Raw genomic sequence first — 25,559 nt, forward strand, 5'->3', positions numbered from 1 at the left:
ATCGTACGAGTATCGCCTTTGTTGTTTTTGACGGCGAGTTCATCACGGAACTTTCCACGCCTGGCGCCGTTGACGAACCACTCTTCTCCTGGCGCGACGCCGATGGCCTGAAACCAACAGTGCAGCGGCTACGGTTCCAAAGTCTCGGAGCTCCATCTGACGTGCAAGAGGCGCTTCAGGAGTTCTTCGAGAGTCGCGGTTTCAGGTTTGCCTCGAACGAGCAGGGCTGCGACTGGTGGACAAACGACGACGGGGAAATCTGCGTGACCGGCACCACGATGGCTGGTGACAGCACATCAACCATCGACGTCACGCATGTCATCCTCGAGTATCAGCACTCCGAACCGGCGGTTCCAGCGTCGTGTCTCAGATTGCGCGGCATGTGGCGACGCACGCGCGGGCAGGGTGCAATCCCACAGGTTCTTGATCGTCGAACTCGAACGCCTCACGAGGGCCGAAAAAACAACCTGCGTACCCGCCGGACGCGCGTGCCGGTTTCGGACCTCCGGTGTACCGGGAGACAACCTGCGGATCCCTCTTCTCCTCTTCTCCGCCAAGGCCTCGTGACGGTTAGCGTCGGTGCGGATCTTGTGTGGGGTATACGTCGTCTTCTGTTCCAACCACGCCATCCGGCCCTCGTGAGAAGGCAATGATTTGCCCGTCTCCATCGGGACAGAGGATGAGATAGTGATTCCGCCACGGGTCTAGGTGGGTCGGGAGAAGGTACTTTTTGGAGATCAAGATCGCCACGTCCTGCGGGCAGACCTTCTCGTCGAGGCGATACCAGCCAGCGGCGCTTTCAACGATTGAAGCACCCAGACGGGCCTTGTTGATCTTTGAAGTCAAGCTGTCATCAAAGCGACCAAGACCCCGGGCGAGCAAGAATGCGCACGTTGCCAGAATCCCGAGAAGAACGAAAAGGGCCCATGTCTTCCGCCCCATCCTGCCACCTAGAGGATACAATTGAACCCTGCAAGATCCTTACATAGGGCACGATACGGATCGGTGAAACGCTTCACTCGTGTGAACTGATCGGGAATCGAATTTTCCAGAATGACGCGATCACAGAATTCCTTAAGCTTACCAGCGATGGGTGTTTTTGTTTCCACCTGCCGTTGTCCAAATAGACCCTTGTTCTGGTATCCGAATACGCGCTTACCCATTTCCCGGTCGTAGGTCTTTGGTATAGCCCGAAGCATATCCCAGAACACGAGCCCGGGCGGCTTTCCGTCCTTCGGCTTTCGCATAGAAGCTATAGCGAGATCCTCTGTAGTAGACCAGAAGACAGACGCGCGATGCCCAACATATTCCCCAAGCGCCTCGTGGACGATCCTTTCGGCGTCGTTGGCAGTTGTGTTGTCCGCGAGCCTTGCTGTTCGATAATGGTTTTCGCCAATGCGCAAGATCGCTTTGACTGCGGGAGCCGACTTCTTCAGGGAGATGTAGGCGTGAGTTGCCTCATGGTAGATGGTTTGGATGCCGATGCCCTCCCCCTTTGGAAGGTTCGGAGACATGTCCTTTATGGATTCCAGAGTCTCGTCACTTAGACTCAACCTTCCTCGAAACGGCGGGAAGAGCGGTTGGAACATGTCACTGCCGTCTTTTCCACTCGCGGATAGAACTGTGTGCGCCTGAACTGCTTCCAGGAACAACGTTGGCAGCCCGTAGTTCTTTGCGGTACGGATAAACTTGCTCAACGAAAAGTCGCTTCTGAACAAGGCCATGGTGGTGCTCCAGAGTCGGTCCGAGCTTCTTCCCGACAGGGTTGAGGTAGACTAACGCACGCTTTCTTACAATGCCTGCCCGAAGAGTGTCTATCGCGGCGGTTTGCACCCCCTCGTCTACCATCCTCGACGCCGCCATCTCGCTCTACGGCGCCCACGATGTTTCCGCCATCTCCGAACACGCCTCCCCATCGAGGTGCTGGAGGCCTGTGCTACTGAAGCCATGGCCCAGATCGAAGACGCCCTGCAAACCGGCCAGCGGCGCATCGTGTTCGTTTCGGGCGCGCCCGGCGCAGGCAAAACCCTGGTGGGGCTCAAGCTGGCCTTCAGCGCCCAGCTTCGCGAGCAGGCCGTGTTCGTCACCGGCAACGCTCCCCTTGTCGATGTGCTTTGCCACGCTCTGCAGGGCTCGTACAAACGGGCCTCTCGTCGCGCTGGTATCAGCGGCTATGCCAAGGAGCAGGCCCGGCACGTGCGGGCAACTCCACTTTCACGATCGTCAGAGCGCACAACTACCTGGGCGACCGCGGCTGCCATCTCGACACCGCCCAAGAGCGCGGCGTAGTCTTCGATGAGGCCGAGCGCACGTATGAGAAGGGCCGCACCGTGCTTCGTCAGCGCCTGGCCAACCACGAAGCCGACCTGATCCTCGAAAGCCTGGAACAATCGTTTCCTGGCGGCACCGTCGTGGTTGCCTTGCTGGGCCACAACCAAGCCATCAACAGCGGCGAACGTGGCGCCGTGGCCTGTTTGGAAGCCGCCGCCCGTCGCCACTGGTAGTTCGCCATAGGCGAAGAAACCCTTGCCCTCCCCGAGCTGGCTTCCCACAGCCACCACGGAACCCATGCCCTTCGGCGCTCCTTGCAGCGCGGACACCTGGCCCACTCCCTGCGCTACTACCGCAACGCCAGCATTGAGAGGAGGGCGCACGCCGTTCTCGAGGACCAGCCCGACACCGCCCGCCAGATCGCAGCCGAGCTCGATGCCCACGGCAACACCGTTTACCTGACCCGCTCGCTGGCCCACGCCAAACAGTGGGCCCAACAACGACGCCTGGTCGCCGAACGCGCCGGCATGATCGCCTCGGCCCAGGGCCGGCGCCTACCCGCCGTCGGCATTCATGTCCAATAGACCGCCCGGGGCGTACGACGAAGTGGCGGCGTACCTACGGGCTTGCGGGCGGAGGAGGGCGGGCCATTGGCCCGTGCCGACGTCATCCCCGGTTGACGACCTCGCAAATCATCACGGAGTCGTCTCCCGCCTGACCGCCCCCGTGGCGTCCGCACCACCCGCGGGAGGCGAACTCCGGTCCTCGCGAGCAGGCGCGCGAGGCGTGCGCACCGGTGCGCCGATGTCCTTGGGTGGGCTCTTCGTCACGCGAGCGCCTCGAGGTACGGCCGCATGAACGAATAGATGCGATCGGCGCGGGCGGCTTCGACGAGCGCATCGATGCTGCCCTTGTGCTTTCGTAGGTAGTCCTTGAGCGCGGCGAGCGCGACCTCGAGCCCGACGTGACGGCGGAATCGAAAGCAGTCGGCGACGGTTTTCGCGGGCGTCGTGAGCAGCACCTTCACACCGTCGATGACGCGCGTCTCGACACCATGCTCCAGGGCCTTCTCGCTCGCGCGGACGACCTCGAGCGCCGGTGCGGTGACCTTGGGCATGCGTGCGTGCCGGTCGATGAGCACCCAGACAGCGTGTGGGACCTCAGTCGTCATGCCGTGGGCCTGCAGCGCACTGAGCAGGCAGATGACCGCGTGCGGGACGCGCTTGCTCACCTCGGCAAGCGAGCTCTGCTCGGTCACCGGCGCGTCGGCGAGCCGGTAGAGCCCGCGGTCGATCTGCTCGAGCAGGCCGCGGTCGCAGAGCCGCTTGAGGTAGGCCCGCGGGATGGCGGCGGCGTCGAGGTCCCGAGCGCGCACCGGCCCCTTTCGAGCGAGGCGGAGGAGGGTCGTGGTCTTGTTCGCGGCGCCAGGTGGCATGATACGGAACGTCGTGCTCGAATATCGCGGACAGACGATTCGTATCACACTTTGCCGCCGCCTTCAAGCTTTCGCCCCCCGCGTCTGCCCGTTAGGCTGGAATGGGCGGTGCGACAAGGCCCAGGCAGCTGGCTATTGGGTCTTCGTCACTCCTGCCAGCGGAATCCAAATCGCACGCGACCAGGTCCGGGGTCAGCTTCATCTGCCACCTGCCCTTCGCCGGTTCCGTTGTCCGCTGCCGCGGTGCACTGTTCGGGGCGTCCACGGTGCACTTCTCGCCCTGCACAAGGAGGCTGAGCCCCCGCTCGAGCGTCATGGGCGGTCATCGCCAGAGCGGTACATGGCGATGGATTTCTCGTCGCCCGCCTCGAGAGTGATGGCTTCGCTGAACGTGGGCTCGACTCGGTTGCCGGTCGTATACGCGGCGCAGCATGAAGAATCGCCGCCTTCCCAGCCAACGCTCGGGGCCGCTTCGGCAATAGGAAGCGGTTAACCATGATCGACTTGGCAGAACGACCCCGAACTGAAGGCTTGGCGCGCAATCTCCCCTGGACACGCCAGGTCGCGGAGGCGCTGGTTCGGAACACCCTCGAGGCTGACGATCTCGCGCAGGATGCGCTCATCGTGGCGGCACGTATGGCGCCTCCCGAGGAGGGCACGCTGCGACCGTGGCTTCGCGGGGTTCTGCGGAACCTGGCTCGCATGCGGCATCGCAGCGCTCGACGGCGGTCCATCATCGAAGCACAGGCGGGGGTGGGGACCGGCTGCATCGCACGTCTCGCTTATTTGGCTTGTCGCGCGACGCCGACATGGCTAGTCTCGCTGACGTGGAACTGCGCATGAGGGTGCTCCGGCGAGGTGCGAGAGGAGAAGACGTCTTGCTGTGGCAATTCTTCCTCACACGCTTGAGGGCACGGCCGGATGCGAAGTTTTCGACGGCTGCCCTCGTGCTTGACGGCATCTTCGGCAAGGAGACCCGTCGGGCGACAGTCGCATTCCAGCTCCGTTTCAATCTGAGACCGGATGGCGTCGTGGGTCCGAAGACGTACGGGGCTGCCCGGGAGCTTGGGTTTGGTAAGGACCGGGTCGAGGGCCACCTCGCTCCGTTCTTGGGACCATTCGCAAACCCGATCGGTTCTTCGCCTCCGCCTATGCTCGCAAGCCCGGAGGGGGCTGCTGCGCCGGCTCCGGCTCCGGGAAGTAAGAACACGCGGGGCGTGTCATGGAGGCGATTGCGGGCGGAGTCTTGGACGACTCTGCCAGGGGTCATGAAGGGCCTCACCGGTTCTAATTCGGTGTTTCAGCTCCTGCGAGATGGTGCGGGCGACTACATTTATGACGAGTACTCGGTGGTGGTTGAAGTCATGCCGGCGGACAAGACGGCAGAGCAGTTCCTGGCGGATATGGCGATGGACCTTAATGGAACGATCAACAATCCAGACTTCGACACGATCAACGTGTTCAGGCGACGTAGGAAGGGCTCTCCGGAAGTGGGAGAAATCATCGACATCGACATCCTGGGCCCCGAGAACGGGTCCGTCATGCTGGTGGAGAGGGCACCCGACCATTTCGTTTTCCAAACCGTCGACTGCGAGCCGTACGGATCGCATCCTGAAAACGGCTCTCGGGAGTTTGGATTTGAGCGGCTGGGTGGTGGTCGCTTCCGCTTCTATACTCGCGGGGTGAGCCGGCCTGGAAATTTCATCACTCGACTGGCTGGCGCCATTCCTCAACGGAAGGGCTGGACGAATTTGATGCTCGGGATCGCCGCAGGAATCAACAGGCTTGGCGGACGTTCCCCCGGTCAGGTGCGGATTGCGAAGGAGAACCGGCCCGAATGACGCCAACTGGGGACGCCGGTGTTGATGTCCGGTCCCGTTGGGGGGGGGCGATGCTCGGCGTTCTCGTCGGAGCTGGGATCGCGGCCAACGGGTTCCTTCATGCGTACGACACGAGTTCTTGGGCGCCGGCCTCCCTGCTGTCCCTGGTCTCGGCCAGCGCAGCGTTCCTGCTGTTCCGCAAGGGCCTGGTGCGCTTCGGTAGCGACCGCGATGGTGCCTCGGTCACCGCTGCGTGGGCCACAATTTCTTGGCATGCGGTTCCATTGTCGCAGGTCCCTTACCTTGGGTTCTTCTTGATTCCGCCAGAAATACTGGCCGCCACGGTCATCGCACGGAAGAAGCAGCGGAAGCTGGGTTTTGGGATGCTTCTGATTCTATCCGCTATTGTCCGCATGGGATCCATTGCGTGTGGGTACGCCCTGCGCGCGCTCTGGCGTCTCGCTCCTTAGGAGCCAGGCCTACTTGGGGCCTCTCACCTCCGCTCCGGAGAGACGGTCTCGGCGCTGTGTGAGGAGTACAGGATTCAGCCGAGCGTGTTCTACCAACGGCAGAAGGCTGCCTTGGAGAACCTGGGAGCCGCGATCGAACCGTCGGGTGATGAGACCGCGTCTCGGCCATCTACGCATGCGGCAGGGAATCGCTGGTGCCAGCGGCCTCCGTCGAGGCCCTGCAGCGCGCGTGGGGGGCTGGGTTCGCGGCCCAGGACGAACTGGGACGGCTGATGCTGATCACCGTGCACGGTGGGGGCCGCCCAAACGGACCGTGGGTCCGAGCAAAGCTCCGAGCAAAGCTCGACGCCCGGAATCGAAAACGCGGGCTGGGCGCCCCGGGAGCGCATCGAGTCAGCCATCCTGGAGTTGCCGCGGCACGTGGCGCACCTTGCCGGAGATCGCCAAGGCCGACCAGGGCCTACCGAAAAAAACACCATCCCTTGTCACGCAACCCGCGCCTGCCTCGTCATGAGGGGGAGGTGGCAGACATGTGGAAGCGATTCGCGTTGCGCAAAATCGAGGCGTTCGAGCGGCAGTTTGGGTACGATGCCCGGTACATGAAGGAGCTCTTGAAGACGAGCCCCTCGGCGTTTCTGAAGCTCTCCCGCCTCCAGGCGATTTCGGCCTTCCGGCGGGGCGTGCCCCTCGAAGCCTGGTACGCCGCCAAACTCGTGGGCGCCCTTGCCGAGGATTGCGGCCCCTGCGCTCAACTCGTGGTCGACATGGCGCGGACGCATGGGGTGCCCCTCGAGGGACTGAAGGCCGTGGCTGAGGGCAGGGAATCCGACATGGCAGACGAAGTCAGGCTGGCGTTTCGCTACGCCCGCGCGGCCGTGTCCCGTGAACCCACCGATGAGTTGCGCTTCGAGGTCGTGCAGCGGTGGGGGCCCGAAGGGCATGTGTCCCTGGCGCTCGCTTTGTTCTCGGGTCGGGTGTATCCCATTTTGAAGTACGCTCTCGGTCATGGGCAAAGCTGCTCGCGCCTTCGCTTCGACGACGCAAGCCGCACGGTGGTGGTTCACGCTCATGCAGAGCCGCGGGCGCGCATGTCATGATCACGAAAGCCCTCGACGAAGCCCTGGCATCCGCGTTCGAGCATCATCGCCCGTCGCTGATGGGACTGGCCTATCGCCTATTGGGATCGACATGACGTCTCCTACGCCCTGCTCCTGACCCTGGACCGGTTGACACCCACCGAACGAGCCGCGTTTCTGCTTCACGACGTGTTCGATCTATCATTTTCGGAAGTGGCGGAGGCCATCTCGCAGGAAGAGGCGACCTGTCGCCAACTCGCCGCGCGTGCACGCCAGCGTCTGCTGGCACTCGGGCCCCGCTTCACTCCGCCACCCGGGGACGCGAAACGCCTGGTCGAGAGCTTTTTGTACGCCGTCGCCACAGGCGATCTGGGCAGCGTCAAGAGTCTGCTGTCGGAGGATGCCGTGATGTACTCGGACGGCGGCGGCAAGGTGCAAGCCGCTTTGAAGCCCGTCGAGGGGGCCGATCGCATCAGCCGCTTCTTCGTTGGCATTCGTGCCAAGTACCCATCGGTTAGGGTTGCCTTCCGTGCCGTGTGGGTCAACGGCCTGCCAGGCATCGTGCTTTACCGTGAAGGCGAGCTGGACCAAGTCCTGGCGTTCCAGTTCGATCCCACCGGGGCGATCGAGGCGATCTACGTCACCCGGAATCCCGAAAAGCTCGCGCACACCTCGCTTCGCCCTGGCGGAGCCCCGATCGACGCTCGCGGTCCCGCACCGCTGTCGAAGTAGGGCGCGAAACTACAGGCACCCATAGGCCTGCTCCACACGCTCCCCTCGGCTGAGCCTCGTCGTTCCTCCTGGCCCTGCGCTCTGCCCTGAAGATTCTCATGCGACTTTCCGCGAAACGGTCGTCTCAGTGAGCAGAGAGACTGCGTGCCCATGACGAATGCAAGGGAAGTGAGCGAGTTGGCGACGAGGAGACAGCCCCATGGCAAAGTGATACGGACTGCGGCGAAACCCGCGGCGTACCTACTGATGGCAGCCGCGATGGCCGCCACGGCCGCTTGCAACGGAGCGACGGGGGGCGTTCTCGATGATCCCCATACCCACGGCGCGATCGACAACATCAACGCCACTCAGCAAGGCCGGCGCTCCGGGGGCCTTGAGCTCCACACGGGCGCGCTGACCAGCCTGGGTGATGGCGCCTTTTTTGTGGCTCCCATCCCGGGCGTCGTGAGGCCGCTCGGCCAAGATACGTTCCGCATCGAAGCCTCCGGCGGGCCCTCCGTGATCGGTTTCGAGCTCCGGTCCCAGGACTTCGCGCTCTCGGGCGTGGGCGACGGCCGATTCGTGGACGACGGCACGGGGGCCGATCGCGTTGCGGGAGATCGTGTCTTCACGCTGGGACCGCTCGCGTACGGGGGAGCAATGAACCAAGCCTCCTTGTACGGGAACCCGCACAGCCCGATGGGGATGAATTTTGCCGAAGTCGGTCCGCTGACGGTTCGCTATGCGGATGGCTCTACGAGTGAATCGCTCTTGGATGTTCAAGTTGGACTTCTCGGGAGCGACGTCGAGTTGGTACGCCCGGTGCAGCTTGGCACGCAGCTGCAGACCTCGCCCCACTTCATCAACGTAAAGACGGCGGCCGGAAGCGAGATTCAATCCTCCTTGCGGCAATTCGGCGGGCAGGTGGAGCTCGTCACCGAGGCCATCTACGAGCACTTCCCCGACGTCTTCGACTATTTTCAACTCGTTTCGACGTACAGGGTAGAGCTCTTGCCACAGCTCTCGGGCTCGAACTTCACCGCCGGCCTTTTCATACGGGTCGGCGTCGACTTTGATGGCACCGGCCTTTGGCGGTTCAACTCTGCCGCGGCGTATGGCAGCGCCGGACGGCTCAAGGGACTCAGTCACCTGGACGCCTGGAGCCGCGGGGTCACTGCGCAAAACTCCCTGCACGAAATCTTGCATCAGTGGGCCGCATACGTGTCCGGTCCACTGATAGAGTCAGGAGGCCACTATGTGCCTCGCAGCAGCGTGGGTTCTCTCGTGGGCGGCTTCCGCTGGCTCGACAACGGCGATGGGACGTTTACCCGCGACTCCACGGTGGGACGCAACGGCGCCTACGAGGCTTCGCCTTTGGACAAGTACCTGGCCGGCTGGATTGGTCCAGAATCGGTGCCGCCGATGAGGGTGTCAAGCAGCGCGCTCCCGGTGAGCGAAGCGCTGATTCGGCAAGAGGACATCGCCGCGACCGTGACGATCGATGACATCATCGCCGCGCATGGGCCGCGCATACCGGGTCCCGCCCAGGCGCAACGCCACTTCGGTGTCGGGTTCGTGGCCGAGACCGCCGACCGCTTCATGACAGACGTGGAAATGACCTTTTACGACCGGCTCGCCATGCACTGGGGAATGGCGCCGACATCGTCTTCCCCCCCTCTGGCGGAGCAGCGCGCATGGGTGCCTGCGGCCGGGTTCTTTGGCGAAGGCACGACGTGGACGACACAACTTCCCCCTCCGATCGCACGGGGAGACGTGTTCCAAGAAACGAACGGTCTCGTGGTTTTCGAGGCAGAATCGGAAGCCGCCACGGCGACGAAGGGTACAAACGGAGCTGCCTGGAAGCTTGACACCACCCTCGCAGGATTTTCGGGCCCGGGCTACATGACGACAGATCCTGCCGTCACAGGGCTTGGCACTGCGTCGGCGGAGTCTCTGACCTACAAAGTCGCGATATCGAGCCCGGGTGACTACTTCCTGTGGGCCCGTCGCCAAAGTCAGGGCGGCGGCTCCAACTCGATGTGGGTCGAAATCGATGGGGTGCGCGCGGGCAACGAATTCGACAACGGCTACCGCAGCCCGACCTTCACCTGGCACAAGCATCCGGTTGCCGTGCCGCTCACGGCTGGTGAGCACTACGTAACGATTCGCCGACGTGAATCCGGCTACGCCGTCGACCGCCTGCTGCTTTCGAACGCTCCCTCGTACGCGCCGACCGGAACAGGCCCGGCCTCGAGCCCCACCGTCGAATCGAAACCACTCGAGGTATCCATGGTGAGGGTCGTGACGGGCAAGAGCTATCAAGCGATAGCTGGCGGGGTCGCGCCCAATCAAGCCATGTACATCGATCGGGCGTTTGGACTCGGCATCAGCGCGGATGATCCGCTGGTGGGTGCGACGCTCCTGAGGACTGCCAACAGCGACAAGCTCTCGACCAGCAACGCCCACCTGTCGTTCGTCGTCAACAAGCGGGCTTCGGTCATCATCGCGATGGACGCGCGCCTCTCGCCGCCAATCTGGCTCGACACCTTCGAGGCCATGGGGCGTGCCATCAGTGGCGGGAGTGCAGGAACCCTCAACCTCTACCGCCGCACGTATCCAGCGGGTCAGGTCGTGCTGGGCGGCAATGCCGGCGTGAGTGCCGGTAGCATGTACTTCGTCATGCTCGAGGAAGCACCCGTTCCCGACAGCCCCTAGAAGGCCCAAAGACACATCTGACGGTCGCCCCAAGGTGCGTGAGCGTGCTCGTGCGCTTCACCTGAATGTTCACGATGTCGCAAACGCTTCGGCACGACACCGTGATTCAAGTGGTCATGGCTACGTTGACGAAGGCTCTCGTCTGAGTCAGTTTTCGACCATGTTGCGTGGGCTGCTCGAGAGGTGGTTCGGTCGGCAGACCGTCTCGACAAGGCTGTCAATTCTTGAAGCCATAGCCATCGCACGGGCGGCTGTCCCAGAGGCCGAGCGTGATCTTCTTGAGACAGCCACTCCCTGCGTGGTGGACCAAAGAACGGTCTGGGTGGTCTCCCAGGCGGCGATAGGACACGTCCTGGTCGTCCAGATCGATGACGAGACCGGAAACGTCTCGAGCGCGAGGCGCGTAGGCGTTCGCTGACGCCGTTCCGCGGTCCGAGCCCCCCAGCGCCGTCACCGCCGTTGCCGCGCCCAACGAAGAGGTCGCACGATCCGATGCAGCTGCTCTTGAGATACGGCGGGTGCGCGAGCAGGCGGGTCAGCGCTCGTTTTGAGGGCAAGCGGCGACGGCCGCCCCGGCAAGTAGAGCAACTCTTCGGGGAACTCGGGTCTTGGGATGCTGTTGTTGGGCCGGCGAAGGGCGTGTAAACGGCGAAGCGCTTCGGCGCCATCGAACGGTTCGTGCGGCATGATCTTCGAGAGCAAACGCACGACCAGCGGGGCCGCGAAGCTGGTTCCGAATTGTGGCATCCACCAATCTCCGGGAACCGGAGCGGCAACCGCCTCCCCGGGGGCGAAAACATCCACGCAGGGTCCAAAGTTGGTGAAGTCGCTTTTTTGGCCCGTGGGCCCGTAGCTTCCCACCAGCGAGAACAGAGGACGGGCACCGCGACAGTCGAAGCCATCGCCGGAGTCCATGAGGTAGGCACCCTCGTTGCCGGCCGCCCGGATCACCAGCGCCCGGGGCGTTGGCAGGTAGGCGTCCGCATCAGCGGTCAGGTCGCTCAGGGCCGCAAAATACGGGCGAAGCTCGAGCGCTTTTTTGCAACCCACCGCGGTCAGGAGCTGCTCGAACCCATAACGCGACAGAGGACCAAAACTTTGGTTCACGAGATCGACCCGGTGGTCGATCATGGCCTGTACCAAAGCGCGCTCGCTCTGGCCCCGGGGTTGGATGGTGGCGGCACGACGAATCTCGGGATCGGTGAGGAGCGCCGTCGCCAGGTCAATCTCTGATTGCTCCGGGCACCCCAGCGAAGAGGCAATTTCGCCGATGTCGGCGAACCGACGATTCACGAGCACCAACCTCACCGATGCATTGTCGTGCGCGATGATGCCTGCCGTGCTGGTGCCGTGAAAAGCGCCATCGGCCAGCCGCTCGTCGGCGATCGCGAGGAGGGGATCCTCCGTGATGTCCACGTCGGTCCGCACCTTCCTGTTCCATGCGCTCCGTTGCGCTTCCTGGTCCGCCAGGGGCGACCCGATCGCGTCGAGTCCCGGGGACAAACGGCAGCTCTCGTCCGGTACCATGAGGGCCTTCAGGATGGCCGCCTTGAGATCCTCGCGTCCTTCACCCCCGCCACCATCGACGGAAGCGCCGCCATCGCTGGCGCCGGCGTCTGGACTCGAGGCGGACGCATCTGGGTTGGCCTGACCGGCAAAGGGATCTGGGAAGCCGGAGGCCTCTGCCTGCTCGACGCAGGAGAGGGTGTAGCCGGCAACCGTCTTCCCTTGAAACGCCGGCAGTTGCGGGTCGATGCCCTGGTCCACCACCAGCACCGTGAGGGCGCCGGGGCTGCCGGCCACGTTTTCATCGTCGCCACATCCCGCCCAAAGAGCGAGCCATGGGAGCATCCGCATCAGCGTTCGGGCGTTGCGCATCCTTGCTTCGCAAGATAGCGCTTCTGTGCTAAGGCGGTAGTGTCGTTATGCAAAAGTATCTCTGCGCCCTGCTGCTGGCTCTGGCCTCCGTCACGTGTGGCGGTGGGTCCGATGATGGCCCCTACGGCAAGAAGGTCGCCGTCGAGCCCGCGGTGTGCGCGGGCGGGTGGCAGTCCGTCCAGGTCTTGCCCCAAAGTGGGGTCGCTTCGATCTACGAGATGGCATGGCTCTCCGATCATCTCCATTACTTCCGGCCGAACACCGTCTTTCCCTTTGGAACCACGCTCGTGACGATCGCCAGCGATCGTACGATCACGTCCGTTCCTGCGATCGACGGTTACCCTTTCACGAACGATGGCCAAAAGCTGGCGACCTTCCGTGGGCTCGATGATGGCACCCGCCAGCTTTGGACGAAATCGGTCGACGCGCAGGACTGGACACTGGAAACGACGTTTGCGTTCGCGGGTGTGACGGCATCGGCATATCCCTTTCAGACTCTCCTGACGGCAGAGGCAATCTATGCCGGCGTCCCTACGGAAGACGCTTACCTGATCTCCCGATTCGATCGCGCCACCGGCGCTGAACAGCGATTGGCGGCCGTGCGGTTCCCGGGCTTCGGGCCGGACGGCGTCTCCACCGACTACTTCGGACGAGTGGCATTGTGGACCGATTGGCTTTTCTTCGACGGGGCTTCCGGGTCAGGTACCACGTTCTCTCTTCCCCTCACGGGCGGCGAGCCCGTGTTCATGTTGCGTGCCTCCGGCAACTCGTTCGGTCCCTTGGCGATGTCGTCTTCGGGCCAGGTGCTCTTCCAGGTGCGGGACTCGGAAAGGACCAGTTTCCTCGCTGTTGCACCCGTGGGCACGCCCGGACCACCGGTGCGATGGGGCACCGACTTGCCCAGAGAACTTTTCACCACCGCGGCCTTCGACGACGGAAAGGGCGGGTGGGTGTTGACCGGAATCGAGCGTCTGGCGGACGGCGCCGAGCATACCACCGTATTCACGGTCGACGCGGCGGGGCGTTCACGCCGCATCGCCTGCGACCCGGAGGTGGGCCGAAGCGCATCGAAAGGTGTGCTTTCGCCGCAGGGCCTTTACCTGGCGCCTCTCCAGCTCGACCCCATCCACAACGAGACCGTCTTTGTGCCGCTGCCCTGAGTCTGAAGACATACCTTCCACGTTGCCGTTGGCTTTTGACCTCGACGGTGACGGCGACCACGACGTCGTGCTGGGGCACGCGCGCTCCCTCTCGGGCGTGCCGCGTGCGTTTCGCCCCACCTGGGCCGCAAAGCTCGAGGAGAGCCCCACCGTCCTGTGGCTCGAGAACCATTGAACGGTTGGTTGCCGTTGCGCTGCCGCAGGGTCCCGCAGGGGCGGACTGGACGTCGTCACGTGCGAGACGCCAGGTCCGCCAACATGGCGTCGCAACGGATTCGACGCCTGGAAGCAGACCACACGAAACGGCCGTGTCGTAAATCTGAGGCCGGAGTCTCGGTTTTCTGAGGAGTTTAGGGGCTGAGAACGCAGGACACCCTCGTCACATCGAGGGGTTAGCGCCACCGCTCGGTGCGGCGCGAAAGTTGCTACCGTGTGCGCCTGCGCTCCCCGACACCCCGGTGATCCGCAAGCCCCAGTGTTCACCATGATGACGCCCCCGCGCCGTTTGCCCATCGCGCCCCACGCTTCACCCGGAGCCCGGCATTTGCCGTTGCTGGCCGAAGCGCGGGCGCTCGATCGCGAGACGAGGCCCATCTACGCGGTCTGGGAGATCACGCTTCGCTGTGATCTGGCCTGCCGGCATTGCGGGTCGCGCGCGGGCCACGAGCGCCCCGATGAGCTCGACACCCAGGGCTGCCTGGACCTCGTGGCGCAGATGGCGGCGCTGGGCGTGATGGAGGTGACGCTCATTGGCGGTGAAGCGTACCTCCGGCCCGACTGGCTCGAGATCGTGAGCGCCGTCAGGGCCGCGGGCATGACGTGTGGCATGACCACCGGCGGCCGTAGCTTCGACGAAGCGCGCGCGCAAGCGGCCGCCAAGGCCGGGCTGCAATCGGTGAGTGTGTCGATTGATGGCCTGGAAGCCACCCATGATCGCTTGCGGGGCGTGAGCGGTTCTCACCGTGCGGCGATCGCCGCGCTTGCCCGGGTGCGCGAGGCGGGCATGGCGGCGTCCGTGAACACCCAAATCAACCGCTTGTCCCTGCCCGAGCTTCCCCAGATCCTGGAAAGCGTGATCGCCGCAGGTGCAAAGGCCTGGCAACTTCAGCTCACGGTGGCGATGGGGCGAGGCGCTGACGATCCGGACCTCCTCCTTCAACCCTACGAGCTGCTCGCGCTGTTTCCCGTGCTCGCCGCCTGCAAGCGGCGCTGCGACGAAGCCGGTGTTCGCCTTTTCCCCGGCAACAACATCGGATACTTCGGACCTTACGAGACGGTGCTCCGCGGGGCCTACCCCAAGGGGCACGCCGCTTCTTGTGGGGCGGGCTGTGGCACCTTGGGCATCGAAGCCAATGGCGCCATCAAGGGCTGCCCGTCGCTGCATTCCGAGCCCTGGACCGGGGGCAACATTCGCGACCACAGCCTGCGCGACATCTGGGAACGCTCGGCGCGCTTGCGCTACATCCGGGATCGGACCGTGGACGACCTCTGGGGCTTTTGCCGGACCTGCTATTACGCCGACGATTGCCGTGCAGGTTGCACCTGGACCAGCACGAGCCTCCTCGGACGTCCCGGGAACAACCCCCTGTGCCATCACCGCGCGCTCGAGCACCAGAAGTTGGGCCAGCGAGAGCGCCTCGTTCAGATAGAGTCTGCCCCCGGTCAGCCCTTCGACCACGGCCGCTTCGAAATCATTGTGGAGACCCTTGACCCATGAACCACGTCCTCATCGCTTGCTCTTCCTGCCAACGTCACATGCGCAACACCGAAGCGCACTGTCCTTTTTGCGGCCAGATAGCGACGGTCGGCGCCCCTCGCAGCCCCGCGCCCACGAGGCGCATGAGCCGTGCCGCCCTGGTGGCGCTGGGGGCCACGCTGGCGATGGGCTCGGCCAGCTGCGACGATGATGAGGAGTCTTCACAAGACGGCGGCAGCGACGTTGTCGACGCCGGGAACACAGGTGGTATGGCGGGTGCCACGGGGGGTGCGGGGGGAAGCCGCAGCGGCGGGCAGGGGGGAGGCACCGGGGGCGCTGGAGGCCAGGCGACGGGCGGTGCCGGTGGCAGTGTGGGTGGCGCCGGTGGCGGTGTGGGAACCACGGGGGGCAGTACCGGGGGCACGGGGGGCAGTGCGGGCGGCACGGGGGGGAACCCGGGGACGGGCGGAAACGTGCTCCTGCCTCTTTACGGGGCACCCCCGAACGCTCCGTAGTGCGCACGGCGTGGCCGCGCCGATTCGCGACGCGGCCCTGGGATGTGCGCTGCGCACGTCCAGAAAAACTGCACCTGCGCACGAAAGCGGCCGAGGGCGCGTCAGCAAAGACGCGCGCTTTGTCGCCAGGGTCGCCTCAGGCCGTGAGAAGGCCTTCCACGGTGGAAGCGAAATGCGCGGCGCTCGCCGCGTCCACGAAGATCTCGTTGCGCGCGTGGGGATGACGTTCGTAGAAGCGCTCGAGGGCGCGTAGATGGCGCTCGGTGGGGCCACCCCAGCTCACCTGCATGGGGATTGACGACTATGGTCGACAATGCCGTGATTGTCTATCATGGGCGACGGTGTGACGTATCATCTCGAAATTACGAAAGTATTTTTGGCGAAGAGGCGACGGAGCCGCCCGGGGTCACGGAGGGTCACCTCTCATCGGGCGGTGAGCCGGACCTTCAGCGAAACGACACGATCCGTCCAGAAGGGGCGCCAAGAAGCTCACCGTCTTGCATCACCAGGCGGCCCGATACGATCGTCGCCACCGGCCAGCCCGTGACTGTCATGCCGTCAAAAGGTGTGAAGCCGCAGCGAGACGCCATCTGTGCGTTTTCGATGCGCCTGCGGGCGCCCAGATCGACGAGGGTGAGATCCGCATCGTGACCAGGCGCCAGGACCCCCTTCGTCGTGGCCCCGTAAAGACGGGCGGGACCCGCGCACACGAGCTCCACCAGGCGTTCGAGCGAGAGCCGTCCCGCCGCCACGTGGTCGAGCATGAGAGCAAGCAGGGTCTGAACCCCCGGCATGCCCGAAGGGCTGTCGGGGTAGGGACGTTGTTTCTCTTGCCAGGTGTGTGGGGCGTGATCGGAGCCAATGGCGTCGACCAGGCCAGACGTCACTGCGTGCCAGAGCGCCTGCCGATGGCGATCCTCGCGAAGGGGAGGGTTCATTTGCGCCAAGGTGCCAAGTCGCTCGTAGCATTCCGGTGCGCTCAGCGTCAGGTGTTGGGGCGTGACCTCGACGGTCGCGAGGTCGCGGTGCGCTTGCAGGAGCGAAATCTCTTCGGCCGTGGTCACGTGAAGGATGTGCAGAGGCCGCGCGGCCCTGCGGGCCACGGTCAAGGCCCGCTGGGTGGCCCGCAGAGCCGATTCTTCATCGCGCCACAGCGGGTGCATGGACACGTGAGCGTTGCTTTGCCGCACCAGGTGCGCCCGCTCGCGCAATCTGGGTTCATCCTCTGCGTGTACGGCCACGCGGCGTCGGCCCGATCGCAGCACGTCCTGCAGTGTTTGGTCATCGGGCACCAAAAGGCTTCCCGTCGAGCTTCCCATGAACACCTTGACCCCCACACACCCTGGCAGCGTCTCGAGGGCACCCAGGGTGTGAGCGTTCTCGGAGGCCGCACCGATGAAGAAGCCGATGTTGACATGAACCCGCCCGCAGCTGCGCGCGACCTTGTCCGTGAAGGCGTGGGCGTCGAGTGTGGCGGGCTGGGTGTTCGGCATCTCGAACACCGTCGTCACACCGCCGAGAGCCGCCGCCGCGGTGCCGGTGGTGAGATCTTCCTTGTGTGAAAGTCCCGGTTCTCGAAAGTGCACCTGCGAGTCGATGACCCCGGGAAGCACGTAAAGGTTGCGAGCGTCGACGACCTGCCGGGCTTTCACGGAACCCAGCGCGCCCACGGCACTGATGCGGCCCGCTTGAGCGGCGACGTCGGCTTTGCTGCGACCGGAAGGGGAGACACAAGTCCCCCCGCGGATGAGAAGGTCCACGGCTTCGCTCATGCCGCCTCTGCACGCACGATGCGTTCTCCCGCGGCACGGGCGCCCACGAGGTTGCGGGCGGTGGGTCCAAGCTCCAGTTCCGCGAGCGCGCCCGTGACGTGAAGCCGGCTGTGCCAGCGCAGCTGTGGGTCGACCACGGGATACCCGCAGGGCGCACAAGGAAGGTTCGCCGTTTTCACGAGCTGCTCGACGAGGGCGCTGCCGGGGCGTTCGGGGCGAAACCCCGTGGCCAGGATGACGTGGTCGGTGGTGTGACTGAATGTGTCGGCCTTGAGCACGAGGCCCGTGGGTCCCTCGAGGTGCGCCGCTTGCACCTCTCCACGTCGCCACAGGATTCGGCCCTCCTTCATTCCAGTGCGTAGGGCCTTGAGAACGTCGGTGGGCATCGAGCCCCTGTGCCGCGCCTCCCTGATCAATCGACGCCGCTCGGCGAGATCAGGCTCTTTGCTGAAGCGAGACATGAACTTGGGGCCGATCCAGCCCGGGTCGCTGTCGAACTGATGCTCACGGAGGTCGTGGCGCGAGATGAGCGTAACGGGTGTGTGGCCCTCTCGTGCGAGGCGCATCGCGGTTTGTGCGGCCGTGATACCCCCGCCCACCACCGTGACCCGAAGCGCAGCCCCGGGGCCGGGTAGGGGATACGGGTCGCCGAAGACGTGAACGACCCGGCTAGGAGCCTGCTTCGCGAGCTGTAGCGCCCATGCGGGCCAGGCGGGCTGCTCGCAGGCAGAGAGGGCCAACACGGCCTTGCGCGCCCGCAGGGAACCAACGGTGGTGTGCACTTCCACCTCGTCGGCGCGAAGGTCGATGGCCTGCGCCCGGGCCACGACGTGGCAACTGGCCAGGTGCGCTCCGGCGATCACGGCCTCGCAGTGGCGGTTGAAGAGCTGCAAGGTGGGGCGTTCGTAGGGACCCAACAAGAGCTCTGCGCGGCGGCGACGGCCCACGTGGTTGCGCAGCGAGAAAGGCGAGATGTCGAGGTGATGTACGGCGGGCGAACGCAGGTGACGCATGCCCGTCCTCTCCGTGTTCGTCGTCCACCTTCGAAGCAGACGGGGTTCCGGGTCCACGATGCGCAGCTGAGAGGCCGGGATCCCCAGCTGAGAACGCAGGCGCGTGGCAATGTGAACGCCGTGGGGGCCGCCGCCGACGACGATCCAGTCGATCATGGGTACATATATATTGCCGGATGCATATGCAATCAAGATGCGACTTTAGAGATCCGCATTCACGATTCGCATCGTGCACGACCGGCCCGTGGCGCCCGCCGTCGCGCGCGGCGGAAGCCCCGGTGTCCGCGCCGCACCGCGAGCCATGTCCCCGTGGCAGCCAGCGCACCCCCTCCCACGCAGGCACCCACGATGACCGCCTGCCACAGCGCACGACGGGTGTAGAGCGCAGGAAGGTCGAAGCTGTGGAGCCCGTTGTAGAGCCAGCGCTCGAGACGCTTGCGCCGGCCCCAGCTGCTGACGTGCTGTCCCGTCCGTAAATCAAAGTATGACCAAGTGTCGGCAGGATCGGTGAACGTCACCCGCGCGACAGGCAAGGCGAGGTGCGGCTCGTCGTGGCGAGTGCGATGATAGGCGTCGGGCGCTGCGAGCAGGCTCACCCGTCCGGCGCGGAGGACTCGGCTCTGCAGCACCTCGTCGATCGCGAAATGACGTCGCGCAGTGCGTGTGTCGCCCTCCACGGCAGAGACGACGAGGCTGTCGCCCGAGCTTGACTCACATAGAAAGTAGGGTTGGCCTCCCACTCCCACGAGCCTCAGGCCCGCTACGGTCAGCTCTCGTCGACACGCCGTCAAAGCGCGCTCGGGCGGAAGGGTGGCTCGCGCCCAGGGGATGTGCTCGGCCTCCTCAAGAAGGCGAACGAGGGCCTCCGGGCGCGGCTCTTGACTCCACGAAAACGGATGCAACGAGAGCAAGCCGCTGGTCACGAACGTGAAGGAGAGCATTCCGAATGCCAGGCCCAGAAGATGGTGCCAACGAAAGAGGGTCTTGCGATAGGGAAGGGATGAGGCGCGTCCACCGCGACCCAGATACGGGTTCCACGGGCGCCAGAGCCAAATGCCCTGCAACAACCCCGAGACACAAACGATCATGCCCGCACCCGCCAACCACATCACGACGTGCCGCCAGAGTCCGCGGAGGCGAACCAGACACGCAGGGTAGATCCAGTGGGGAATGGCGCCAGCCCACGCCCAGGTGCGTGAGGGCCACGTCGTGCGCTGAACCACCTCCCCCGAACGTGTGGACACGTAGACGTGGGTGCGCAAGCCGTCGTTGAAGGTGAGACGGACCAGGGGGAAATGTGGGCGTAAGCGGGGGGCAAGCGTCCACTGATCGGGTGTTTCGAGAACGCTTTGGGCTTCGAGGCGGGCTGGTTCCTCGCGCCAAGCGTTCGCCTGCTCGGCAGCCCAGGGAGCCAGGGGATCGAGTGGGTCCATGCGCAGACCTGAACGCGCGTCGTGCAAGCGAGACCCATGCGCTCCCTCGACCACCCAGGCGAAGCGCCCTTCGATGCCTACCAGGCGCGCCGGTCCCCTCGCCGAGGCGGTCCCTAAAGGCAAGTCGGCCAAGGGCGGAAGGTCCCTCGAAAGCGAGAGGAGCGAACTGCGGGCGAGCTGCTCGGCCCTGCTGACCTCGGGATAACCGCGGAAGGTCATCACGATGCCGGATGCAAACCAGAGCAGGAACAGCACGCAGAAGGCGCTGCCCGTTGTGCGGTGTGCGCGCCTCAGACTGCGTGCGCCGAAGCGACCGAGACTGGACGTCATTAGAAGTGGAGCTGGAGCTGCAGGGACACGACGCGAGGGGGCCCGGGGGTAATCTGCCGATCGTAGATGGTGGCCACGAAGTACCGACCGCTGCTCGTGAGGATGTTCTGATCAAAGAGGTTGCGTACATTGAGTTGAACCCGCGCGGGGCCGCGTTCGTAGAACAACGTTGCGTCTGCGATGAAGAAACGGGGCATACGCACGTCGTTGTCGCGGCTCGTGTAGGCGTCGCCGCCCAGCCGGCCGCCCAGGCCCGCCCCGAATCCGAGACGGGTTCGGTACGTGCCCCAGAAGGTGGCCGTATGCTTCGGAACGTCGGGCAAGCGTTTATCCGCGTAGTTCGTCCCCTCGGATTCATAGCGGACGAAGCGCGCGTCTGTGTACGCATACCCGCCCAATACCTTGAACCTGCCCATGTGGAAAGCGAGATCCAGCTCGGCCCCGCGCGAGCGCGCATGACCGGCTTGATCGAATGTGGGCTCGCCCGTCGCGACAGTGGGCGGACGCACCACCACGAGGTTGCTCTTGCTGATCTGGAAAACGGCCAGATTCAAGCTGAGAAGACCTCGCCAGGGCTCGACACGCAGCCCCAGCTCTGCCTGACGACCCACTTCGGGCTTTACGTTGCCCGGGGTTGTGGGCAACGTGGACGGCAAGGCAGCCTTGACGCTCGTGTTGAACGAGCCGTAGGCTGAGAGCCACTCCGAAGGCAGATACACCAGCCCCACCCTGTACGAAGGTGCAAAAAGGTCGTCCTCCCGCGGCTCGCCCCGCAGCATGCGTTCGCCCGTCGCGGGGTCCAGTGTGTCCCTCCGTGCGTATCGCGAAAAGGCATCCAGCCGGGCTCCCAGGGCCAGCCGCCAGTGATCGTGCAGGCGGGCCTGGTCCGAAAGGAACACTCCGTGCATCACCCGCCGATCCAAACCCTCGCGCAGGTAGGCGAAATCGGGTGCCCCCTGGGTCTCCCTCGCTGTCAGCAAGTCCACTGGGGTCAGCTGGCCGAACCCCGAAGCGGATCGATTGCGAAAGAAGTTGAAGTCGTAGCCTCCCACCAGGGTGTGCTCGACCAAGGCCTGGCCTTGCCACCGCAGCTCGAGCTGATTGCCCATCATGGGGCGCATGTGATGGTTGAACCCGAAGGTCTCGCGCACGACTTGCCCTGGGTTCTCGGCGGCCACGGAAAGCGTCTCCGTGCTGAAGTAGGGCTCGCGCACTGATGAGATCGAGAAGCGCTCATGAAAGCTGAACGTGGGGCTGACCCGATACGAATAGGAAAGTTGGGCACGCAGATCCTCGTAGTTCAGGGCGTCGAAGGGGCTGTTGTAGCGATTGCTTACGTTCACCCCGCGGGAGAGCCCTCCCCCGGACACGGGAACGCCGGCGTCGGTGTTGAAGAAGCTCTTGAGAAACACGAGGCGCGCCGTGAAGCGGTGTGCATCTGCAGGCTGAAAATCAAGAGCAGCCGTGGCGCCTGCGTGCCGTTGCTCGAGCCCGCGGAAGTCTTCGCTGGAGCTGGTTTGCAGATCCAGCCGGTACAGTAGTTTCGACCCCAGCTGCGTAGCAACGGGTCCCGTGGCGCCGAGCCAGGCCAGCCGCTGATCGTAGTTTCCCATGCCGATGCCGGCCTGATAGCTCGCCAAAGCAGAGGGCTGCTTGCGGATGATGTTGATGACCCCGCCAAGCGCACTGACGCCGTAGAGAACGGATGCGGGGCCCTTGAGAACCTCGATACGGTCCAACCCTGCCATGGCCCCGATGGGTGCTTCCCCTCCCACCACAGGATGGCGCTCGTCCCGGAAGCCATCCTGCAGAATGAGAAAATCTGTACCACCGAAGCCCCGGATCGTGAGGTGATCGAATCCCCCGTAACGCAACGAGGGATTCACCCCCGCCACGTTCGACAATGCGTCCACAAATGTGGTCTGCCCCCGCTCCTGCACCGTTTGAGCGCTGACGTCGTTGATCGTTGCAGCAACCTCGCGCTTGGGAATGGGCATTCGGGTGGCCGTGGTCGGCGGCACCTCTTCCTCGATGATCATCGTCTCGGATTCGTCGAGAGGCATGCTTTGCGCCCATACATGGGTAGACGAAACGAGGAGTATGGTGGACAGAGACAACGTTGTTTTTCGCATGGCGCCCCGATCTGCATCGAAGTGGCCCCTGTCGTCAATATAAATTGCAATAGCGATGCAAAAACACAGTGAGTGCATGCTTTAATTGATTGCGCTTTTGGGGGCTGTCGACTAGGGTTCACGAGCGCCGGGCGGGAGGGGTGGGTCAGCCGAGGCTCGTGAAAAGTCCGCGGCGGGGTGCAAGGGCCCGAACCCGGTGCGTTTTTCTTCTTTCGCACCCATGGCACCTCTTGCGCGTGCGCCCGTCTTTGCCAACGTCCTCCGGGCTCGGTCTGAAGCCTGGACGCCGCGGTGGCGGCGGCTTCTCATCTGGTGGGTGGTGATGGCTCTGCATGGCGGTGGGTTGTGGCTCGTGACGCTTCCCCGCGGCCCACGCGACGGTGATGAGAAGCCCCGCGTGAGGGTTTCTCTCTTCCTTCCTCGTCCACATGCGATTGCACAGGGGCAGTCCCCTCCGGTGCGCCAGGGCCGCCGCATCCCGAGAACCCGTTCACGTCCCACCGTGCTTCCCCGGGCCATGGAAACGCTGGTTCCGACCGATGCGGTGGCCTCCGCATCCGAAACAGAGCCCTCCTCGCCTCCGGGGGAGCCCCAGGGGGTAGGCAGCGAGGAGGCACCAGGTGGCCTCGAGTGTGGGGGGGGAGCGGAGCCGTCCGGGCCGCCGCTCGCGCCACCTCCCGACGTGGTTCCCGCATCCGTACTTGCAAAGCAGTGCGTGCGATGCACGCCCCCCAGCCTTCCTGCACACCACCGCCGTCCTGGTGTGGCGGTGTCGCTGGTGGTGCGGATGTGCTTGGACGAGACAGGGCGCCCGGTTCACGTGAGTCTCGTCGAGGGGCTTGCGCGTGATGCCAACGAGGCCGTGCTGTCGACCGTTCGCACGTGGCTCTACCGCCCCTACATGAGCCCACGCGGGCCGGCCCCCGTGTGCACCCGTTTGCGTTTTGTCTTCGTGGGTCGGTAGGGTGCTTATGCATAGTAGTTGCAAATGATATGGGGCGCGTGTAAAGAATGGCGCTGATGTCGCGCAAGCTCCCCGTCACGGTGCTCAGTGGGTTCCTGGGCGCAGGAAAAACCACCCTGTTGAATCGTGTCTTGTCGAACCGCCAGGGACGAAAGGTGGCGGTGATCGTCAACGACATGAGCGAGGTCAACATCGACGCGGATTTGGTGGCCCTGGGCAGTGCGAAGCTCGATCGCACGCAGGAGAAGCTGGTCGAGCTTTCGAACGGATGTATCTGTTGCACCCTGCGGGAAGATCTGTTGGCGGAAGTGACCCAGCTGGCACGGGAGGGGCGCTTCGATTACCTGCTCATCGAATCAACGGGTATCTCCGAGCCGATGCCCGTGGCTGCGACGTTTTCTTTTCGAGACGAAGAGGGATTCAGCCTGTCGGACGTTGCCCGGCTCGACACGATGGTGACCGTGGTCGATGGTGTCAACTTCCTGCGCGAGTATGCGTCGGGTGATGACCTGCGGGCTCGCGGATTGGCCGCGGGACCGGACGATGGCCGCGTTTTGGTCAACCTGCTCGTCGAACAGGTGGAGTTTGCGAACGTGATCGTCATCTCGAAGACAGATCTCGTGCCCCCTCGAGACCGGGAGCGCCTTGCGGGGATCCTTGCCCACCTCAATCCCGAGGCACGGATCGTGAGCGCCCTTCACGGCAATGTGCCGCTCGAGAGTCTCCTCGATACGGCCCTTTTCGATGAGACGAAGGCGGCGGGAGCAGCGGGGTGGGCGAAAGAACTGGCGGGGATCCATACCCCCGAGTCGATGGCCTATGGCATCAGCAGCTTCGTCTACCGCGCCCGAAGGCCCTTCCACCCGGAGCGGCTTCACGCTCACTTCGGTGACGAATGGCCTGGCGTGCTGCGTTCGAAGGGATTCTTTTGGCTCGCCACCCGCATGGGGGAGGTGGGATCCTGGTCACAGGCTGGGGCCGCCTGCCAAACCGGTCGCGCCGGATTTTGGTGGGCCTCCATGCCTCGCAGCACCTGGCCCGAGGATGCGGCAACACTGCGGCGTATTCGCGAAAGCTGGAGCGTGCCTTTTGGCGATCGGAGGCAGGAACTCGTGCTCATCGGCATGGGCATGGACGAAGTCGAACTGCGGCAGCGCTTCGACGCCTGCTTGCTCACGGACTCCGAGTTGACTGCGGGGCCCGAGGCCTGGGGCCAGCTCTCCGATCCATTTATCCCCTGGGGTGAGTCGCCCTCGGATGGCGATGGGCCCCCCATGAGCCCCGCACGGGAAACCCGCACTCAAGGAGACCTCCGTGAACCTGTCCTCCCACGCGTTTAGCCCCGAGACAACGAAACAGGAAACCGCCGACGTCGTGACAGTCGACGAGACGGCGGCGTTGGTGAAGATCTTCGACGAAGGCTGTCGCATTGTCGTGCTGCGACGGCCCCTGCTTGCTTCACTGCAGGCTGATGCTGCGAAGCTCGCGGCAGAGCCCCGCTTGAAAATTGTGGCTACGACGAACGCGGATGGCTCGGGTCTCAAGGGACTCCATCCCCTCTTGGACGAAACGCGAGCGCTTCGCGAAGACATTCAGTTCTGGGTAGAGGTGCTGAGTGAACTCACGGGGGCGCGCGAGATGGGGGTGCGCTTGGCACGGCTCGATCAGGCGATGTGCCCGCGTTTTCACACGGATAGGGTGACCGTGCGTTTGGTCTGCACCTACGCGGGACCCGCAACCGAGTACCTGACCGAGCGGGACGTGGAAAGGACGCGGTTGGCCTGTCACGTGCGGAGCCCTGACGCTGAAGGCGCAGGCGTGGTGCGCGAGGGAGGCGCGGTGCGTGCGGCGACGTGCGGCGACATCGTGTTGCTCAAGGGGGAGCTGTGGCCCGATCGGCCGGCCCTTGGCGCCGTCCATCGTTCGCCTCGTGTCGAGCCAGGACAAGGCCGCCTGGTCATGACCCTGGATCCGCTGGCCCCGTAGCGGGGCGCCCCCCCCTGCTCGAAGCCAAACCTGCGAGCCAGTCGTGGCTCTCGATGAGCATGTCCCCATGACGGTGCTTTGGGCGTTTGTCGCATCGATTTCGCGAGAAGTCTTCGAGTCGCAACGTCGTCGCGTGAGTGTGGCGCTGCACCCCTTGACGGCCACTGTCGATCGTTCAACCT

Annotated in this window: 26 protein-coding genes; 16 read left to right on the plus strand and 10 right to left on the minus strand. The window is 64.4% G+C overall.

Going from position 1 to position 25,559, the window contains the following annotated elements; genetic code table 11:
* Positions 1-570 precede the first annotated feature (570 nt).
* On the minus strand, positions 571-846 hold the full coding sequence (locus KA712_17055; protein MCG5054672.1) for a type II secretion system protein GspG: 276 nt from the start codon (positions 844-846) through the stop codon (positions 571-573).
* A gap of 104 nt (positions 847-950) precedes the next feature.
* A complete protein-coding gene (locus KA712_17060; GenBank protein MCG5054673.1) occupies positions 951-1,724 on the minus strand; it encodes a hypothetical protein in 774 nt (257 codons plus the stop codon).
* 223 nt (positions 1,725-1,947) lie between these two features.
* Here KA712_17060 and KA712_17065 point away from each other — a divergent pair, with 223 nt between their 5' ends.
* The 3 genes from KA712_17065 (at position 1,948) to KA712_17075 (ending at position 2,855) form a co-directional block, all read left to right on the plus strand.
* A complete protein-coding gene (locus KA712_17065) occupies positions 1,948-2,289 on the plus strand; it encodes a DUF2075 domain-containing protein (protein ID MCG5054674.1) in 342 nt (113 codons plus the stop codon).
* 41 nt (positions 2,290-2,330) lie between these two features.
* Positions 2,331-2,504 carry a hypothetical protein gene (locus KA712_17070; protein ID MCG5054675.1) on the plus strand — a complete coding sequence of 58 codons (174 nt, stop codon included), beginning with the start codon at positions 2,331-2,333 and terminating at the stop codon, positions 2,502-2,504.
* 81 nt (positions 2,505-2,585) lie between these two features.
* On the plus strand, positions 2,586-2,855 hold the full coding sequence (locus KA712_17075) for a DUF2075 domain-containing protein (protein MCG5054676.1): 270 nt from the start codon (positions 2,586-2,588) through the stop codon (positions 2,853-2,855).
* Between the two features lie 242 nt (positions 2,856-3,097).
* Here KA712_17075 and KA712_17080 read toward each other — a convergent pair whose 3' ends face one another.
* Positions 3,098-3,646, minus strand: coding sequence for a type IV toxin-antitoxin system AbiEi family antitoxin domain-containing protein (locus KA712_17080; GenBank protein MCG5054677.1), 549 nt, complete (start codon positions 3,644-3,646; stop codon positions 3,098-3,100).
* 591 nt (positions 3,647-4,237) lie between these two features.
* Between KA712_17080 and KA712_17085 the strand changes: the two genes are divergently transcribed.
* The 6 genes from KA712_17085 to KA712_17110 all read left to right on the plus strand — a co-directional run bounded on the left by KA712_17085 (position 4,238) and on the right by KA712_17110 (position 10,498).
* Positions 4,238-4,549 carry a hypothetical protein gene (locus tag KA712_17085; GenBank protein ID MCG5054678.1) on the plus strand — a complete coding sequence of 104 codons (312 nt, stop codon included), beginning with the start codon at positions 4,238-4,240 and terminating at the stop codon, positions 4,547-4,549.
* Positions 4,550-4,584: 35 nt separating this feature from the next.
* The gene (locus tag KA712_17090) at positions 4,585-5,547 is read left to right on the plus strand and encodes a peptidoglycan-binding protein (GenBank protein MCG5054679.1); all 963 of its coding nucleotides are present in this window, start codon (positions 4,585-4,587) and stop codon (positions 5,545-5,547) included.
* Between the two features lie 50 nt (positions 5,548-5,597).
* Positions 5,598-5,996: a hypothetical protein gene (locus KA712_17095; GenBank protein MCG5054680.1), complete on the plus strand. Its 399-nt coding sequence runs from the start codon at positions 5,598-5,600 to the stop codon at positions 5,994-5,996.
* Between the two features lie 530 nt (positions 5,997-6,526).
* On the plus strand, positions 6,527-7,093 hold the full coding sequence (locus tag KA712_17100) for a hypothetical protein (GenBank protein MCG5054681.1): 567 nt from the start codon (positions 6,527-6,529) through the stop codon (positions 7,091-7,093).
* Positions 7,094-7,222: 129 nt separating this feature from the next.
* Complete coding sequence (locus KA712_17105; GenBank protein MCG5054682.1) at positions 7,223-7,804, plus strand: hypothetical protein; 582 nt, start codon at positions 7,223-7,225, stop codon at positions 7,802-7,804.
* 246 nt (positions 7,805-8,050) lie between these two features.
* Entirely contained in the window at positions 8,051-10,498 is a 2,448-nt protein-coding gene (locus tag KA712_17110) for a hypothetical protein (protein ID MCG5054683.1), read from the plus strand.
* A gap of 217 nt (positions 10,499-10,715) precedes the next feature.
* Here the strand turns inward: KA712_17110 and KA712_17115 are convergent, their stop codons facing one another.
* Positions 10,716-10,970 (minus strand): hypothetical protein, encoded by a 255-nt coding sequence (locus KA712_17115; GenBank protein ID MCG5054684.1) that lies wholly within the window; start codon positions 10,968-10,970, stop codon positions 10,716-10,718.
* Positions 10,949-12,349: a S8/S53 family peptidase gene (locus tag KA712_17120; protein ID MCG5054685.1), complete on the minus strand. Its 1,401-nt coding sequence runs from the start codon at positions 12,347-12,349 to the stop codon at positions 10,949-10,951. The genes KA712_17115 and KA712_17120 overlap by 22 nt, the downstream gene beginning before the upstream one ends.
* A 74-nt stretch (positions 12,350-12,423) precedes the next feature.
* Between KA712_17120 and KA712_17125 the strand changes: the two genes are divergently transcribed.
* The 4 genes from KA712_17125 to KA712_17140 all read left to right on the plus strand — a co-directional run bounded on the left by KA712_17125 (position 12,424) and on the right by KA712_17140 (position 15,747).
* On the plus strand, positions 12,424-13,536 hold the full coding sequence (locus KA712_17125; GenBank protein MCG5054686.1) for a hypothetical protein: 1,113 nt from the start codon (positions 12,424-12,426) through the stop codon (positions 13,534-13,536).
* 22 nt (positions 13,537-13,558) lie between these two features.
* The gene (locus tag KA712_17130) at positions 13,559-13,711 is read left to right on the plus strand and encodes a hypothetical protein (protein MCG5054687.1); all 153 of its coding nucleotides are present in this window, start codon (positions 13,559-13,561) and stop codon (positions 13,709-13,711) included.
* 309 nt (positions 13,712-14,020) lie between these two features.
* A complete protein-coding gene (locus KA712_17135; protein ID MCG5054688.1) occupies positions 14,021-15,253 on the plus strand; it encodes a radical SAM protein in 1,233 nt (410 codons plus the stop codon).
* A gap of 122 nt (positions 15,254-15,375) precedes the next feature.
* Entirely contained in the window at positions 15,376-15,747 is a 372-nt protein-coding gene (locus KA712_17140) for a hypothetical protein (GenBank protein MCG5054689.1), read from the plus strand.
* Positions 15,748-15,883: 136 nt separating this feature from the next.
* Here the strand turns inward: KA712_17140 and KA712_17145 are convergent, their stop codons facing one another.
* From KA712_17145 to KA712_17165, 5 genes are all read right to left on the minus strand, one after another.
* Positions 15,884-16,036, minus strand: coding sequence for a hypothetical protein (locus KA712_17145; protein MCG5054690.1), 153 nt, complete (start codon positions 16,034-16,036; stop codon positions 15,884-15,886).
* A 157-nt stretch (positions 16,037-16,193) separates the two neighbouring features.
* The gene (locus KA712_17150) at positions 16,194-17,519 is read right to left on the minus strand and encodes a dihydroorotase (GenBank protein MCG5054691.1); all 1,326 of its coding nucleotides are present in this window, start codon (positions 17,517-17,519) and stop codon (positions 16,194-16,196) included.
* Positions 17,516-18,688, minus strand: coding sequence for a lysine N(6)-hydroxylase/L-ornithine N(5)-oxygenase family protein (locus KA712_17155; GenBank protein ID MCG5054692.1), 1,173 nt, complete (start codon positions 18,686-18,688; stop codon positions 17,516-17,518). Before KA712_17155 ends, KA712_17150 begins: the two co-directional genes overlap by 4 nt.
* 59 nt (positions 18,689-18,747) lie before the next feature.
* The gene (locus tag KA712_17160; GenBank protein ID MCG5054693.1) at positions 18,748-20,220 is read right to left on the minus strand and encodes a hypothetical protein; all 1,473 of its coding nucleotides are present in this window, start codon (positions 20,218-20,220) and stop codon (positions 18,748-18,750) included.
* A gap of 74 nt (positions 20,221-20,294) precedes the next feature.
* On the minus strand, positions 20,295-22,358 hold the full coding sequence (locus KA712_17165) for a TonB-dependent receptor (GenBank protein ID MCG5054694.1): 2,064 nt from the start codon (positions 22,356-22,358) through the stop codon (positions 20,295-20,297).
* 586 nt (positions 22,359-22,944) lie between these two features.
* Between KA712_17165 and KA712_17170 the strand changes: the two genes are divergently transcribed.
* The 3 genes from KA712_17170 to KA712_17180 are packed head-to-tail and all read left to right on the plus strand — an operon-like array spanning position 22,945 to position 25,377.
* Positions 22,945-23,391 (plus strand): energy transducer TonB, encoded by a 447-nt coding sequence (locus KA712_17170; GenBank protein ID MCG5054695.1) that lies wholly within the window; start codon positions 22,945-22,947, stop codon positions 23,389-23,391.
* A gap of 56 nt (positions 23,392-23,447) precedes the next feature.
* Positions 23,448-24,731 (plus strand): zinc metallochaperone GTPase ZigA, encoded by a 1,284-nt coding sequence (gene zigA / locus KA712_17175; GenBank protein MCG5054696.1) that lies wholly within the window; start codon positions 23,448-23,450, stop codon positions 24,729-24,731.
* Positions 24,706-25,377: a DUF1826 domain-containing protein gene (locus KA712_17180; GenBank protein MCG5054697.1), complete on the plus strand. Its 672-nt coding sequence runs from the start codon at positions 24,706-24,708 to the stop codon at positions 25,375-25,377. The genes zigA and KA712_17180 overlap by 26 nt, the downstream gene beginning before the upstream one ends.
* The last annotated feature ends 182 nt before the right edge of the window (positions 25,378-25,559 follow it).

Source organism: Myxococcales bacterium, from assembly GCA_022184915.1.
Lineage (GTDB): Bacteria > Myxococcota_A > Polyangia > Fen-1088 > Fen-1088 > JAGTJU01.

Bases quoted from the DNA above. Each gene is read 5' to 3' on its own strand.
- KA712_17150 (MCG5054691.1), bottom strand. From the start codon at position 17,519: ATGAGCGAAGCCGTGGACCTTCTCATCCGCGGGGGGACTTGTGTCTCC.
- KA712_17125 (MCG5054686.1), top strand. From the start codon at position 12,424: ATGCAAAAGTATCTCTGCGCCCTGCTGCTGGCTCTGGCCTCCGTCACG.
- KA712_17145 (MCG5054690.1), bottom strand. From the start codon at position 16,036: ATGCAGGTGAGCTGGGGTGGCCCCACCGAGCGCCATCTACGCGCCCTC.
- KA712_17155 (MCG5054692.1), bottom strand. From the start codon at position 18,688: ATGATCGACTGGATCGTCGTCGGCGGCGGCCCCCACGGCGTTCACATT.
- KA712_17060 (MCG5054673.1), bottom strand. From the start codon at position 1,724: ATGGCCTTGTTCAGAAGCGACTTTTCGTTGAGCAAGTTTATCCGTACC.
- KA712_17120 (MCG5054685.1), bottom strand. From the start codon at position 12,349: ATGCTCCCATGGCTCGCTCTTTGGGCGGGATGTGGCGACGATGAAAAC.
- KA712_17065 (MCG5054674.1), top strand. From the start codon at position 1,948: ATGGCCCAGATCGAAGACGCCCTGCAAACCGGCCAGCGGCGCATCGTG.
- zigA (MCG5054696.1), top strand. From the start codon at position 23,448: ATGTCGCGCAAGCTCCCCGTCACGGTGCTCAGTGGGTTCCTGGGCGCA.
- KA712_17110 (MCG5054683.1), top strand. From the start codon at position 8,051: ATGGCAGCCGCGATGGCCGCCACGGCCGCTTGCAACGGAGCGACGGGG.
- KA712_17135 (MCG5054688.1), top strand. From the start codon at position 14,021: ATGATGACGCCCCCGCGCCGTTTGCCCATCGCGCCCCACGCTTCACCC.
- KA712_17100 (MCG5054681.1), top strand. From the start codon at position 6,527: ATGTGGAAGCGATTCGCGTTGCGCAAAATCGAGGCGTTCGAGCGGCAG.
- KA712_17165 (MCG5054694.1), bottom strand. From the start codon at position 22,358: ATGCCTCTCGACGAATCCGAGACGATGATCATCGAGGAAGAGGTGCCG.
- KA712_17095 (MCG5054680.1), top strand. From the start codon at position 5,598: ATGCTCGGCGTTCTCGTCGGAGCTGGGATCGCGGCCAACGGGTTCCTT.
- KA712_17140 (MCG5054689.1), top strand. From the start codon at position 15,376: ATGAGCCGTGCCGCCCTGGTGGCGCTGGGGGCCACGCTGGCGATGGGC.
- KA712_17170 (MCG5054695.1), top strand. From the start codon at position 22,945: ATGGAAACGCTGGTTCCGACCGATGCGGTGGCCTCCGCATCCGAAACA.